Consider the following 13,392-nt stretch of genomic DNA (forward strand, 5'->3'; position numbering starts at 1 on the left):
AAAGCGATGTTTGGCGAGAAGTTTGTCGGTCGGCAAAGTCCGATGGTGCTCGTGCTGGGACTGGGAGAATCCGGTCTGGCGATGGCGCGTTGGTGCGCCAGGCACGGTTGCCGTCTGCGGATCGCCGACACGCGCGAGGCGCCGCCGAATCTTTCCGAACTCGCGATCCACAATATCGATGCAGACTTCGTCGGTGGCGCGTTCACGCCCGCGTTGCTCGATGGCGGCATCGAACTCGTCGCGATCAGCCCGGGACTTTCTCCGCTCGCCGACGACCTCGCGCCGCTGATCGCCGCAGCGAAAGAGCGCGGCATTCCCGTGTGGGGCGAGCTCGAACTCTTCGCGCAGGCCCTCGCCGGGCTCGGTGTGAACGGTTACGCGCCGAAGGTCATCGCGATCACGGGCACGAACGGCAAGACCACGACGACCGCGCTCACCGGCCTCTTGTGCGAGCGCGCGGGCAAGACGGTCGCGGTCGCGGGCAACATCAGCCCGGCGATGCTCGACAAGCTGACCGAAGCCATCGATCAAACCGCGCTGCCCGATGTCTGGGTGCTCGAACTGTCGAGCTTTCAACTGGAAACCGCGCATAGCTTCGCGCCCGATGCGGCCGCGGTGCTCAACATCACGCAGGATCATCTCGACTGGCACGGCGGCCTCGACGCCTACGCCGCCGCGAAAGGCCGCATCTTCGGCCCGCGCACGACGCGCGTGCTGAACCGCGACGACAACCGCACGATGAAACTCGCCGCGAACGTCGCGCAGGACCGCGTCGTGACGTTCGGGCTGAACGAGCCGTGTCATGTCGGCGATTACGGACTGCTGCGCGATAACGGCATGCCATGGCTCGTCGTTGGCATCGATCAGGATGCGTCCGACGAAGCGCCGTCGCGCCGTCGCAAGCAGAAGGACGAGGCCGCGCCGAATGTCGTTTCGAAGCGGCTGATGCCGTCGGACGCGCTGCGCATCCGCGGTCTGCACAACGCGGCGAACGCGCTCGCCGCGCTCGCGCTCGCACGCGCGATCGGTCTGCCGCTCGCGGCGCTGCTGCATGCCTTGCGCGAATATCGCGGCGAGCCGCATCGCGTGGAAGTGATCGCGCAGATCGACGGCGTCGATTACGTCGACGACAGCAAAGGCACGAATGTCGGCGCAACCGTCGCCGCACTCGATGGCCTCGCGCAACGCGTCGTGCTGATCGCCGGCGGCGACGGCAAGGGCCAGGACTTTTCGCCGCTCGAAGCGCCTGTTGCGCGCTGGGCGCGCGCCGTGATGCTGTTCGGCCGCGATGCGCCGCGCATCCGCGAGACGCTCGCATCGGCGAACGTTCCGCTCGAAGATCACGCGACGCTCGAAGCCGCGACGAACGCCGCCGCGCGCATCGCGGAAGCCGGCGATGCCGTGCTGCTGTCGCCCGCGTGCGCGAGCCTCGACATGTTCAGGAACTACGCACATCGCGCCGACGTGTTTCGCGGCGCGGTCGAAGATATCGCCGCCGCGCGGGGAGTGATGCTATGAGCTGGTCGGAACGCTTCGGATCCAAACTGACCGGACAGCGCAACGCTGTCCCGAACGACTCGCTCGCCGGCCGCGGGAACGGCGGCGCGCGCGGCGGCATTTCGAGCGCGGTGAACGGCGTGCGCCCCGCGCGCTCGCGCATGCTCGACTATGACTATTCGCTTCTGTGGGTGATGATCGCGCTGCTCGGTCTCGGCATCGTGATGGTGTACTCGGCGTCGATCGCCATGCCCGATTCGCCGAAGTACGCGAGCTACCGCGACTATCACTTCCTCGTGCGCCATCTGATTTCGATCACGACGGCGCTCGTCGGCGCGACCATCGCGTTCAAGATTCCCATCAAGACGTGGGAAAAGTACGCGCCGAAGTTCTTCCTCGTCGCGCTGGCGATGCTCGTCATCGTGCTGATTCCGCATATCGGCAAGGGCGTGAACGGTGCCCGCCGCTGGATCCCGCTCGGCATCACGAACATGCAGCCGTCGGAAATCATGAAGCTCGCGGTGACGATCTACGCCGCGAACTACACGGTGCGCAAGCAGGAATTCATGCACAGCTTCGGCAAGGGCTTTCTGCCGATGGCGGTCGCGGTTGGCGCGGTCGGCGCTCTCCTGCTGCTTGAGCCGGACATGGGCGCGTTCATGGTGATCGCCGCCATCGCGATGGGCGTGCTGTTTCTCGGCGGTGTGAACGGCAAGCTGTTCGGCGGCCTGGTCGCGACGGCCGTCGGCACGTTCGCGCTGCTCGTGTGGGCGTCGCCGTGGCGCCGTGAACGGATCTTCGCGTACCTCGATCCGTGGGATGACCGCTATGCGCAAGGCAAGGCGTATCAGTTGACGCACTCGCTGATCGCATTTGGACGTGGCGAGTGGTTCGGCGTCGGTCTCGGCGGCAGCGTCGAGAAGCTCAACTATCTGCCCGAAGCGCATACCGACTTCATTCTCGCGGTGATCGGCGAGGAGCTCGGTTTCGTCGGCGTGATTTGCGTGATTCTGCTGTTTTACTGGATCGTGCGCCGCGCGTTCGAGATCGGCCGTCAGGCGCTCGCGCTCGATCGCACGTTCGCCGGTCTGATGGCCAAGGGCGTCGGCATCTGGTTCGGCGCGCAGACGTTCATCAATATGGGCGTGAACCTCGGCCTTTTGCCGACCAAGGGTCTCACGTTGCCGCTCGTTTCCTATGGCGGATCGGGCATTTTGCTCAACTGCGTCGCGCTGGCCGTCTTGTTGCGCGTGGATTACGAGAACCGTGTCCTGATGCGCGGAGGAAAAGTATGACCGCGCCAACGAACCGCACGCTCATGGTGATGGCAGGCGGAACCGGAGGCCACGTGTTTCCGGGGCTCGCGGTCGCGCACTGGATGCAGGCGCACGGCTGGCGCGTGGTGTGGCTCGGCAACGCGAGCGGCATGGAAGCGACGCTCGTGCCGAAGCACGGCATTCCGATGGAATACGTGCGCTTCGGCGGCGTGCGCGGCAAGGGCATCAAGACGAAGCTGATGTTGCCGGTGAATCTGCTGCGCGCATGTACGCAAAGCTTGAGCGCGCTGCGTCGCGTGAAGCCGGACGTCGTGCTCGGCATGGGCGGATACATCACGTTTCCGGCGGGCGTCATGACGAAGCTCGCCGGTTGCCCGCTCGTGCTGCACGAACAGAATTCCATCGCGGGTCTCGCGAACAAGGTGCTCGCGCATCTCGCGAAGCGCGTGCTGGTCGCGTTTCCCAATGCTCTGCCGAATGCAGAATGGACCGGCAATCCGATCCGCGCGGAACTAACGCGCGCATTGCCACCCAAAGAACGCTACGCCGCACGTTCTGGACGCCTGAACGTGCTCGTCGTCGGAGGAAGTCTCGGCGCGGCCGCACTCAACGAAACGGTGCCGAAAGCGCTCGCGATGCTGTCGCCGCAAGAGCGTCCGCGCATCGTGCATCAGGCGGGCGCGAAGCATATCGAAGCGCTGGAAGCGAACTATGCGGCGGCGGGTTTCGCGAAGGGCGCCGACTTGCAGCTCGTGCCGTTCATCGAGGACATGGCGAGCGCCTATGCATCGGCGGATCTCGTCATCTGCCGCTCGGGCGCGATGACCGTCTCGGAGATCGCGGCGGTCGGCGTGGCTGCGCTCTTCGTGCCGTTCCCGTTCGCCGTCGACGATCACCAGACGACCAACGGCGCGTTTCTCGCGAAGAACGGCGCGGCTGAACTGATACAACAACGCGACCTGTCGGCGCAAAAGCTCGCCGACTGGTTACGCGTACAGACGCGCGACACGCTCGCGGCTATGGCCGAGCGCTCGCGCGCGCTGGCGAAACCGGATGCGACCGAAAAGGTCGCGAGCATTTGCGCCGACGTGGCCGGCGCGCGTTTCGACGCGCAAGCTCGGGAGGCACATTAAATGAAGCACATTGTCAAACATATTCATTTCGTCGGGATCGGCGGCGCCGGCATGAGCGGCATCGCCGAAGTGCTGCTGAACCTCGGCTATCACGTGAGCGGCTCGGATCTCTCGAACGGCGCCGTCACCGAGCGACTGCGGGCGCTGGGTGCGCGCGTCGATATCGGTCATCACGAGCAGAACATCGAAGGGGCGAACGCGGTCGTCGTATCGACGGCCGTGCGTCCCGACAATCCCGAAGTGCTGGCCGCGCGTCATCGCCGCGTGCCGATCGTGCCGCGCGCCGTGATGCTCGCGGAACTCATGCGGCTGAAGCAGGGCATCGCAATCGCCGGCACGCACGGCAAGACCACGACGACGTCGCTCGTCGCGAGCGTGCTCGCCGCGGGCGGGCTCGATCCGACGTTCGTCATCGGCGGCCGCCTGAACAGTGCGGGCGCGAATGCGCGGCTCGGCACGGGCGATTTCATCGTCGCGGAAGCCGATGAATCCGACGCGTCGTTCCTCAATCTCTTCCCGGTGATCGAAGTCATCACGAACATCGACGCCGATCACATGGACACCTACGGCCACGACTTCGCGCGGCTGAAGCAGGCGTTCATCGAGTTCACGCATCGGTTGCCGTTCTATGGCATCGCGGTGCTGTGCGTCGACGATCCGAACGTGCGCGAGATCCTGCCGTTCGTGTCGAAGCCGATCATTCGCTACGGTCTCGGCGCGGAAGCGCAGGTGCGCGCCGTGAACGTCGAGCCGCGCAACGGCCGCATGCACTTCACGACGCTTCGCGAAGACGCGCCGTCGCTCGACATCGTGCTGAATTTGCCGGGCACGCACAACGTGCAGAACGCGCTGGCCGCGATCGCCATCGCGACTGAATTAGAAGTCGCCGATGCCGATATCCAGCGTGCGCTCGCCGAATTCAATGGCGTCGGCCGACGCTTCCAGCGTTACGGCGAAGTGAATGCGAGCAACGGCGAAGGCGCGTACACGCTGATCGACGACTACGGTCATCACCCGGTTGAAATGGCCGCGACGATCGCGGCGGCGCGCGGCGCGTTTCCGGATCGCCGGCTCGTGCTCGCGTTCCAGCCGCATCGCTATACGCGCACGCGCGACTGCTTCGAGGATTTCGTGAAAGTGCTGTCGACCGTCGATGCGCTCGTGCTCACCGATGTCTACGCGGCAGGCGAAGCGCCCATCGTCGCGGCGGATGGCCGTGCATTGGCGCGTGCGATTCGCGTCGCGGGCAAGGTCGAACCGGTGTTCGTCGAAACGGTGGACGAAGTGCCCGATGCCGTGACGACGATCGCGCGCAACGGAGACGTCGTGATCGCGATGGGCGCGGGCTCCATCGGCGGCGTATGCGGAAAGCTGGCTAACCCCCAGCCTCAGTAAGAGCAAGACCATGGGCAATCAAGTGAATCAAATCGATCCGAAAGTCTTCGGCAAAGTCGCGGTGCTGCTGGGCGGGAATTCCGCCGAGCGCGAGGTCTCGCTCAATTCGGGGCGCCTCGTCCTCGAAGGCCTGCGTGAAGCCGGCATCGACGCGCACGCGTTCGATCCGGCGCGGCATCCGCTTTCGGATCTGAAGGCCGAGGGTTTCGTGCGCGCGTTCATCGCGCTGCATGGCGGCTACGGCGAGAACGGGCAACTGCAAGGCGCGCTCGATTTCTACGGCATCCGTTACACGGGCAGCGGCGTGCTCGGCTCGGCGCTCGGCATGGACAAGCTCCGCACGAAGCTCGTGTGGCAGCAGACCGGCATTCCGACGCCGCCGTTCGAAACCGTTTTTCGCGGCGAAGATTACGCAGCACGCGCGCAGGACATCGTCGCGAAGCTAGGCTTGCCGCTCTTCGTGAAGCCGGCGAGCGAAGGCTCGAGCGTCGCCGTCATCAAGGTGAAGAGCGCCGAAACGCTCGTCCCGGCGCTCGAAGAAGCGGTGCAGTACGACAAGATCGTGATCGTCGAGAAGAGCATCGAGGGCGGCGGCGAGTTCACGTGCTGCATCGCGGGCGATCTCGACTTGCCGGTCATCAAGATCGTGCCGGCCGGCGAGTTCTACGACTATCACGCGAAGTACGTCGCTGACGACACGCAATACCTGATTCCGTGCGGCCTGAGCGACGCCGAGGAAACGCGCATGAAGGAGCTGACGCGGCGCGCCTTCGAGATTCTTGGCTGCACCGACTGGGGCCGCGCCGACTTCATGCTCGATTCGGACGGCAATCCGTACTTCCTCGAAGTGAACACGGCGCCCGGCATGACGGATCACTCGCTGCCGCCGAAGGCCGCGCGCGCGGTCGGCATCAGCTACAAGGATCTCGTCGTGAAAGTGCTCTCGCTCACGCTGAAGAATTAGGTCGATCACACACCGGACACGAACAAGCGAAACCATGTGGAACAACGTTCGCCAACTCAACCTCGCCGCCAATGCGCTGCACGTCGTGCTCGTGCTGCTGCTGCTGGCCGCCGCGGGTTACTGGGCGATCCAGCGTCCCGAGTTTCGACTGCGCGAGCTTCAGATCGACGGCGACACGTCGCACATCAGTTCGCCGGTCGTGCGCGCGAGCGTGGTCGGTCATTTGAAGGGCAACTTTTTCACGGTCGATCTGGACGCGGCGCGCGCTGCGTTCGAGCAGGTGCCGTGGGTGCGTCATGCAAGCGTGCGCCGCGTATGGCCGAACGCGCTGGCGGTGACGCTCGAGGAGTACAAGCCGCTCGGCACGTGGGGCACGGATCAACTGGTGAGCGTCGAGGGCGAGTTGTTCACCGCGAACCAGGGCGAGCTCGACGACGACCTGCCCGCCTTCGACGGGCCAGAGGGCACGGCGAAGGAAGTGGTTGCGCGGTATCACGATTTTCAGAAGTGGTTCGCGCCGCTCGACGCGCAGCCGGACGAAGTGACGCTGTCGCCGCGTTTCGCGTGGACGGTCAAGCTCTCGAACGGCACGCAGATCGAGCTCGGACGCGAGCGCAATCAGGACACGCTGAACGAGCGCTGCAAGCGTTTCGTCGCGTCGTGGCCATCGGTGACGGGAAGATGGGGGAAGGACATCGAATATGCGGATTTGCGTTACCCGAACGGCTTCGCGATACGAGCAGCAAACATGCGTTTCATCAACGACACCGACAAGGCCAAGAAGTAAGCAGACATCACAGGCAATGAGCACGCTATGAGCAAAGACTACAAAGACCTGCTGGTTTCCCTCGACATCGGAACGTCGAAGGTGGTCGCGATCGTCGCCGAATTGAAGGGCGAAGGCCACTACGAGGTGATCGGACTCGGTCAGAGCGACTCGAAGGGGTTGAAGAAGGGCGTCGTGGTCAATATCGAGGCCACGGTGCAATCCATCCAGCGCGCGCTCGAAGAAGCCGAGCTGATGGCGGATTGCAAGATTACGAATGTGTTCACCGGCATCGCGGGCAGCCATATCCGCAGCTTCAATTCGAGCGGCATGGTCGCGATCAAGGACAAGGAAGTCACGCAGGCGGATGTCGCGCGCGTGATCGAGACGGCCAAGGCGATCAACATCCCGACCGATCAGCAGGTGCTGCACATCCTGACGCAGGAATTCATCATCGACGGGCAGGAAGATGTGCGCGAGCCGATCGGCATGAGCGGCATCCGCCTCGAAGTGAAGGTGCATATCGTGACGGGCGCGGTGAGCGCGGCGCAGAACATCGTGAAGTGCGTGCGCCGCTGCGGGCTCGAAGTGAACGACCTCATTCTGCAACCGCTCGCCTCGTCGCTTGCGGTGCTGACGGAAGACGAGAAGGAACTGGGCGTGGTGCTCGTCGATATCGGCGGCGGCACGACCGACATCGCTATCTTCAGCGAAGGCGCGATCCGCCATACCGCGGTGATTCCCATCGCGGGCGATCAGATCACGAGCGACGTCGCGATGGCGCTGCGCACGCCGACGCCCGATGCGGAAGACATCAAGGTGAGCTACGGCATTGCGAAGCAGGCGCTCGCCGATCCGGACGAAATGATCGAAGTGCCCGGTTTGGGCGAACGCGGTCCGCGCACGCTGTCGCGTCAGGCGCTGGCGGCGGTCGTGGAGCCGCGCGTCGAAGAGTTGTTCTCGCTCGTGCAGCAAGTCGTGCGCGAGTCGGGTTACGAAGAGCTGCTGTCGAGCGGCGTCGTGCTGACCGGCGGCGCGGCGATGATGCCCGGCATGGTCGAGCTCGGTGAAGACATCTTCCTGAAGCCGGTGCGCATCGGCGTGCCGGAATACGCGGGCGGTCTCGCGGATGTCGTGCGCAATCCGCGCTACTCCACCGCAATGGGCCTGCTCGCCGAAGGACGCTCGCAACGCATGCGCGGCCGCAAGGTCGCGGTGCAGAACGGCTCGATGGGACAGGTGTTCTCGAGGATGAAGGACTGGTTCCTCGGGAATTTTTAAAGAAGAAGCATCAAAAGAACTACGCGCTGGTACCGGCGGCTGGCGCGCGATGTGAGGTTGCCCGATCTCTCATCGAATAACGCCGATCTTCATTCTTGACGGAGGCAACATGGATTTCGAAATGCTGGAAACGGAAACCAACGGAACGATCATCAAGGTCGTCGGTGTTGGTGGTGCGGGTGGCAACGCGGTGCAGCACATGATCACGCGCGGCGTGCAGGGCGTGGACTTCATCGTGATGAACACCGACGCGCAAGCGCTCGCTCGTTCGCGTGCGCCGACGGTGCTGCAGCTCGGCATGACCGGTCTCGGCGCGGGCGCGAAGCCGGACAAGGGCAAGGAAGCAGCGGAAGACGCGCGTGAGCGTATCGCCGATGCGCTGCGCGGCGCGCACATGGTGTTCATCACCGCTGGCATGGGCGGCGGCACGGGCACGGGCGCGGCGCCGGTCGTGGCGCAGATCGCGAAGGAAATGGGCATTCTGACCGTCGGCGTCGTGAGCAAGCCGTTCGAGTTCGAAGGCGGCCGCCGCATGCGCGTCGCGGAAGCGGGCTCGCAGCAACTGGAGGATCACGTCGACTCGCTGATCGTCGTGCTGAACGACAAGCTGTTCGAGGTGATGGGCGACGACGCCGAGATGGACAAGTGCTTCCAGTGCGCGGACGACGTGCTGAACAACGCTGTGGCCGGTATTGCGGAAATCATCAACGTCGACGGTCTCGTGAACGTCGACTTCGAAGACGTGAAAACGGTGATGGGCGAGCAGGGCAAGGCGATGATGGGCACGGCGACGGTCGCCGGCGTCGATCGCGCGCGTCTCGCTGCGGAACAGGCTGTCGCGAGCCCGCTGCTCGAAGGCGTGGATCTGTCGGGTGCGCGCGGCGTGCTGGTGAACATTACGTCGAGCCGTTCGCTGCGTCTGTCGGAAACGCGTGAAGTGATGAACACGATCAAGTCCTATGCCGCCGATGACGCCACGGTGATTTTCGGCGCCGTGTACGACGACGCGATGGGCGACGCACTGCGCGTGACGGTGGTGGCAACGGGTCTGGGCCGCGCGGCGAAGAAACAGCAGCAAGCGCCGATGACGCTCCTGCGCACGGGCACCGACAACCAGCCGGTCGCGCATGCGCAGCATCACACCGCGCACAACTCGTACGGCTCGCAGCATGGTCAGGGCACGACGGACTACGGTCAGCTCGACACCCCGGCGGTGTGGCGTTCGACGCGTGAGACGGCGGCATCACACGTGCAGGCGTTGCAGGAGAAAGGCGTCGATACGTACGACATCCCGGCGTTCCTGCGCAAGCAAGCAGACTGAGCGCACGCACGGTATTTGCTGCTGGTTTCGTCATGACGATGCAGCACACCGCGTGCACGCGCTGAACGACCGGCGCGGATGATGCGGGCTTCGCGTGGGGCGACTGTCCAAGGCCGCGTCCTGATTCGAAATGGACGCCGGGCCGTGGCCAGCCGACCCCCACGAATTTGCCCCTGACGTAGAGGAAGGCAGATTGAAGCCGGGATCGCTGCAACGGAGTTCGGTAATGCCGCGGGACGATGCGATCGCGAAGATGTCGCGAGCACTGATGAGGGAAGGACCGAGCATGATCAAAGTGGGTGATACGTTGCCTGATGTCAGTCTCTTCGAGTTCATCGAGGAGGCGACCGAGGGCTGTGCCGTGGGACCGAATGCGTTCCCGGTGCGCGAGCGGAGCGCGGCTAAGCGCGTGGTGATCTTCGGATTGCCGGGCGCGTTCACGCCGACATGCTCCGCCAGACACGTGCCTGGCTACGTCGATGCGGCGGCGGACCTGTCCGCGGCGGGCATCGACGAAGTCTGGTGCGTATCCGTCAACGACGCGTTCGTGATGAGCGCGTGGGGACGCGATCTTCAAACCTCGGGCAAGGTGAAGATGATCGCCGACGGCAGTGCGCGTTTCACTCAGGCACTCGGACTGGATCAGGATTTGTCCGCGCGTGGCATGGGAATCCGTTCCCAACGTTACGCCATGGTGGTCGACGACGGCGTGGTCAAGACGCTGTCAGTCGAAGCGCCCGGCAAGTTCGAAGTCAGCGACGCTCAAAGCATCCTGGCGACGTTGCGCTGAGTGCAGCGGCGCCGTGTTGCCATTGCGCAACGCTCAAAGCGCCCTCGCACCGAGCTGCAACTTGGGGCCGATGACCGGAAATGCCTCCATTCCGGGCATCGGCCCGTTCTACTTCACTTTCATGCCGATTCGGCGTAACACAGGGAAACAGTTGATACTCCCTGGATCACGACGGCGCGCAATGGATGGAGTATAATTCGGACTATTAGTGTCTAACGAGCGATTGATTTCCTTTATAGGAAAAACAAATCGGACGAACATCATGTTGAAGCAGCGAACAATCAAGACCGTCGTCAAAACCGTGGGTATCGGGCTCCATTCCGGCCGCAAGGTCGACTTGACCCTGCGTCCCGCACCGATTGGCACGGGCATCGTGTTTTCGCGGGTCGACCTGCCCGAACCGGTCGATATTCCCGCGTCCGCGATGGCGATCGGCGACACCCGTCTCGCGTCCGTGTTGCAGAAGGACGGCGCGCGCGTGTCGACCATCGAGCACTTGATGTCGGCATGCGCGGGCCTCGGCATCGACAACCTGTATGTCGATGTCACCGCCGAGGAAATCCCGATCATGGACGGTAGCGCGGCTTCGTTCGTGTTTCTGATCCAGTCGGCAGGTGTCGAAGAGCAGAACGCAGCGAAGAAGTTCATCAAGGTGACGAAGCCCGTCGAAGTGCGTGACGGCGACAAGTTCGCGCGTCTCGAGCCATATTTCGGCTTCAAGCTGAGCTTCACCATCGATTTCCGCCATCCGGCCGTCGACAAGACCGGCCAGGCGCTGGAAGTGGATTTCGCCACGACGTCATATGTGCGCGAAATCGCCCGCGCCCGCACGTTCGGTTTCGCCCATGAGGTCGAAATGATGCGCGAGCTCGGCCTGGCCCGCGGCGGCAGCATGGACAATGCGATCGTGCTCGACGAATACCGCATCCTGAACAACGACGGCCTGCGTTACGACGACGAATTCGTGAAGCACAAGATGCTCGACGCAATCGGTGACCTGTATGTGGTGGGCCATCCGTTGCTGGCGTCGTACAAGGCGTACAAGGGCGGCCATGCGATGAACAACATGCTGCTGCGCGAATTGCTCGCGAACGAAGATGCCTACGAGATCGTTACCTTCGAGGACACGCAGAAGGCGCCGCGTGGATTCGGATTCGACACGCAAACGGCGTTTGCCTGATATCGGGCCTTAATCGAGCAGTGGGGAATGAGCGGCAGCGAAAGCGCCGCTCATTTTTTTTGCGCGTGTCGTAGCGCGTTGTGTGTCAGATGTCGCCTGTTGCATTCGCCGATGCGCCGCGCTCCCGCTGACGCCGGGTCATTTCGGCGATCTGCCAGCTAGCCAGCGCAATGCACCCGAAGATCGTTTCCCGCATGCGCTTGATGAGCGGAAGCGCAATCGCTGCGTCCATGCCGACGCCGAACATGCTCGCGAACGCCATCACGGCCGCTTCCTGCACGACCAGCCCCGCGGGCACCATGAAGGCCGCGTGCCGGACCGCCTGCGTCAGGGCTTCGATCGCGAGCGCCTCGCCGATCGTCACGGGCTCCCCGAGCAGCGCTAGCGCCCAGTACACCTCGAGCGCGCCGAGCACGTAGCCCGCGAGCTGCCAGGCGAACGCGCGCAGCAGCGTGCCGGGCTGCCGCATCAGGGCATCGAGCGCGGCATCGAGGTTTGCGCCGCCGATACCTTGCGTCAAAGGATGCGACGCGCCGAACATCCGCGCCGCGAGACGCTCGAATGCCTGAAACCATCCGCCCTTTTTGACGAGAGCGAACACGAGCACGGGCAGCGGCAGCGACAAAAGCAGGCCGAGCGCGATCGATTCAATTCCGACGCCGCGCCGCGACGTCAGCGCGAGCACAATGCCGAGCGCCGAAAAGGCGTACTGAACGCCGATCGTGACCAGCACTTCGACGATCACCGACGCGCTCACGGCTGTCGCATCTCGCACGCGCCATCGGGCGAGCCGCATGCCGACCACTTCCCCGCCAATGCTCGCGACGGGCAGCAGGCGGCTCACCGCTTCGCGCACGGCCGCGACCCACCACAGGAAGCCGAGCGACGCGCGGCCGCCCAGCAGCGCGCGCCAGCCTTGCGCGTCGAGCAGCAGCGGCAGCGCGTGGAACGGCACGAGCCACAGCAGCGCCCATCCCGCCTGATCGATGGCCGCGACGACGTCGTGCACGCCCCGATGCAGCACGAACGCGATCAACGCGACGATGCCTGCCGGCAGCATCGCCCAGCGCAGCAGGCGTTTCATGTCGAGGAAGGGAAGAGGTCGGCGAATCCGCCGCACGCCAGGTTCGCCGACGCGATCGCCGCCGCGACGCGCGGCGACAGCAACGCATCGAGTTCGTCGGCGCGGCGGTAGCCGCGCATTGACGCGGTGATCGGCGCATCGGCGGGCGTCGCGGGATGGCAGTAGATTTCCGTGACGCCGGGCGGCAGATGCGCGAGCGCCTGAAGCATCGTGGCGGTGTCCATCGCGCCGGTCGCGGTCATGCCGTACACGCGATCGTTATGCGCAATGCCTGCGCGAGCGAGCCGTGCGCGCATCAGCGCGATCCACGGACGCAGCGCGAGCGGTGCGCCGGCGTCGAACGGCAGGCGCATCGCGCGCATGCCGAATTCCCGTCCGATATCCAGAATCAGCGACAACACCGTCGGGTGCAGATGGAAATGCTTGTGCGTGTTGACGTGATCGAGCGCGAGCCCGGTCGCAGCGAACGCCTCGAATTGCGCGCGGATTTCCCGCGCCAGTTGGCGGCGCACTTCGGGCAGAAAGAAGAAGCGAAAGCCGTCGCGCACCATGCGATCCGCGAAGCGGCCGTTCTCATCGACGAGCGTGGGAATGCTGGCGCGCGGCAACACCGCATGACCATCCGCAAGCACGATATGCAGCCCGACGCGCAAGTCCGGCAAGTCGTGCGCGATCTTCACGGCGTCGTGGGCGGCGTTCGCACC

12 protein-coding genes are annotated in these 13,392 nt (G+C 64.4%); 10 read left to right on the top strand and 2 right to left on the bottom strand.

Going from position 1 to position 13,392, the window contains the following annotated elements:
• Positions 1-6 precede the first annotated feature (6 nt).
• The 10 genes from murD to lpxC all read left to right on the top strand — a co-directional run bounded on the left by murD (position 7) and on the right by lpxC (position 11,604).
• Complete coding sequence (murD, locus tag AWB75_RS33130) at positions 7-1,518, top strand: UDP-N-acetylmuramoyl-L-alanine--D-glutamate ligase (protein ID WP_061128204.1); 1,512 nt, start codon at positions 7-9, stop codon at positions 1,516-1,518.
• Positions 1,515-2,792 carry a putative lipid II flippase FtsW gene (gene ftsW, locus AWB75_RS33135; RefSeq protein WP_061128205.1) on the top strand — a complete coding sequence of 426 codons (1,278 nt, stop codon included), beginning with the start codon at positions 1,515-1,517 and terminating at the stop codon, positions 2,790-2,792. Before murD ends, ftsW begins: the two co-directional genes overlap by 4 nt.
• Positions 2,789-3,907 carry an undecaprenyldiphospho-muramoylpentapeptide beta-N-acetylglucosaminyltransferase gene (gene murG / locus AWB75_RS33140; RefSeq protein WP_061128206.1) on the top strand — a complete coding sequence of 373 codons (1,119 nt, stop codon included), beginning with the start codon at positions 2,789-2,791 and terminating at the stop codon, positions 3,905-3,907. The genes ftsW and murG overlap by 4 nt, the downstream gene beginning before the upstream one ends.
• On the top strand, positions 3,908-5,302 hold the full coding sequence (murC, locus tag AWB75_RS33145; protein WP_061128207.1) for a UDP-N-acetylmuramate--L-alanine ligase: 1,395 nt from the start codon (positions 3,908-3,910) through the stop codon (positions 5,300-5,302).
• Between the two features lie 22 nt (positions 5,303-5,324).
• Complete coding sequence (locus tag AWB75_RS33150) at positions 5,325-6,266, top strand: D-alanine--D-alanine ligase (protein WP_061128214.1); 942 nt, start codon at positions 5,325-5,327, stop codon at positions 6,264-6,266.
• Positions 6,267-6,300: 34 nt separating this feature from the next.
• Complete coding sequence (locus tag AWB75_RS33155; RefSeq protein WP_061128208.1) at positions 6,301-7,053, top strand: cell division protein FtsQ/DivIB; 753 nt, start codon at positions 6,301-6,303, stop codon at positions 7,051-7,053.
• Positions 7,054-7,080: 27 nt separating this feature from the next.
• Positions 7,081-8,313, top strand: coding sequence for a cell division protein FtsA (gene ftsA, locus AWB75_RS33160; RefSeq protein WP_008342980.1), 1,233 nt, complete (start codon positions 7,081-7,083; stop codon positions 8,311-8,313).
• A gap of 109 nt (positions 8,314-8,422) precedes the next feature.
• On the top strand, positions 8,423-9,634 hold the full coding sequence (gene ftsZ, locus AWB75_RS33165) for a cell division protein FtsZ (RefSeq protein WP_061128209.1): 1,212 nt from the start codon (positions 8,423-8,425) through the stop codon (positions 9,632-9,634).
• A gap of 286 nt (positions 9,635-9,920) precedes the next feature.
• A complete protein-coding gene (locus AWB75_RS33170; RefSeq protein WP_061128215.1) occupies positions 9,921-10,424 on the top strand; it encodes a peroxiredoxin in 504 nt (167 codons plus the stop codon).
• A 262-nt stretch (positions 10,425-10,686) separates the two neighbouring features.
• Complete coding sequence (gene lpxC / locus AWB75_RS33175; RefSeq protein ID WP_061128210.1) at positions 10,687-11,604, top strand: UDP-3-O-acyl-N-acetylglucosamine deacetylase; 918 nt, start codon at positions 10,687-10,689, stop codon at positions 11,602-11,604.
• Positions 11,605-11,689: 85 nt separating this feature from the next.
• On the opposite strand, the gene AWB75_RS33180 is transcribed toward lpxC, so the two are convergent.
• Positions 11,690-12,688 (bottom strand): lysylphosphatidylglycerol synthase domain-containing protein, encoded by a 999-nt coding sequence (locus AWB75_RS33180; RefSeq protein WP_061128211.1) that lies wholly within the window; start codon positions 12,686-12,688, stop codon positions 11,690-11,692.
• Positions 12,685-13,392, bottom strand: a 708-nt coding sequence (hpnK, locus tag AWB75_RS33185; protein ID WP_061128212.1) for a hopanoid biosynthesis-associated protein HpnK, incomplete at its 5' end; no start/stop codon positions are given. The genes hpnK and AWB75_RS33180, both read right to left, overlap by 4 nt.

The sequence above is a fragment of the Caballeronia catudaia genome (genome assembly GCF_001544755.2).
GTDB lineage: Bacteria > Pseudomonadota > Gammaproteobacteria > Burkholderiales > Burkholderiaceae > Caballeronia > Caballeronia catudaia.

Coding starts and splice junctions, on each gene's coding strand:
- murC (WP_061128207.1), top strand. CDS start 3,908: ATGAAGCACATTGTCAAACATATTCATTTCGTCGGGATCGGCGGCGCC.
- ftsA (WP_008342980.1), top strand. CDS start 7,081: ATGAGCAAAGACTACAAAGACCTGCTGGTTTCCCTCGACATCGGAACG.
- lpxC (WP_061128210.1), top strand. CDS start 10,687: ATGTTGAAGCAGCGAACAATCAAGACCGTCGTCAAAACCGTGGGTATC.
- ftsZ (WP_061128209.1), top strand. CDS start 8,423: ATGGATTTCGAAATGCTGGAAACGGAAACCAACGGAACGATCATCAAG.
- AWB75_RS33155 (WP_061128208.1), top strand. CDS start 6,301: ATGTGGAACAACGTTCGCCAACTCAACCTCGCCGCCAATGCGCTGCAC.
- ftsW (WP_061128205.1), top strand. CDS start 1,515: ATGAGCTGGTCGGAACGCTTCGGATCCAAACTGACCGGACAGCGCAAC.
- murG (WP_061128206.1), top strand. CDS start 2,789: ATGACCGCGCCAACGAACCGCACGCTCATGGTGATGGCAGGCGGAACC.
- AWB75_RS33170 (WP_061128215.1), top strand. CDS start 9,921: ATGATCAAAGTGGGTGATACGTTGCCTGATGTCAGTCTCTTCGAGTTC.
- murD (WP_061128204.1), top strand. CDS start 7: ATGTTTGGCGAGAAGTTTGTCGGTCGGCAAAGTCCGATGGTGCTCGTG.
- AWB75_RS33180 (WP_061128211.1), bottom strand. CDS start 12,688: ATGAAACGCCTGCTGCGCTGGGCGATGCTGCCGGCAGGCATCGTCGCG.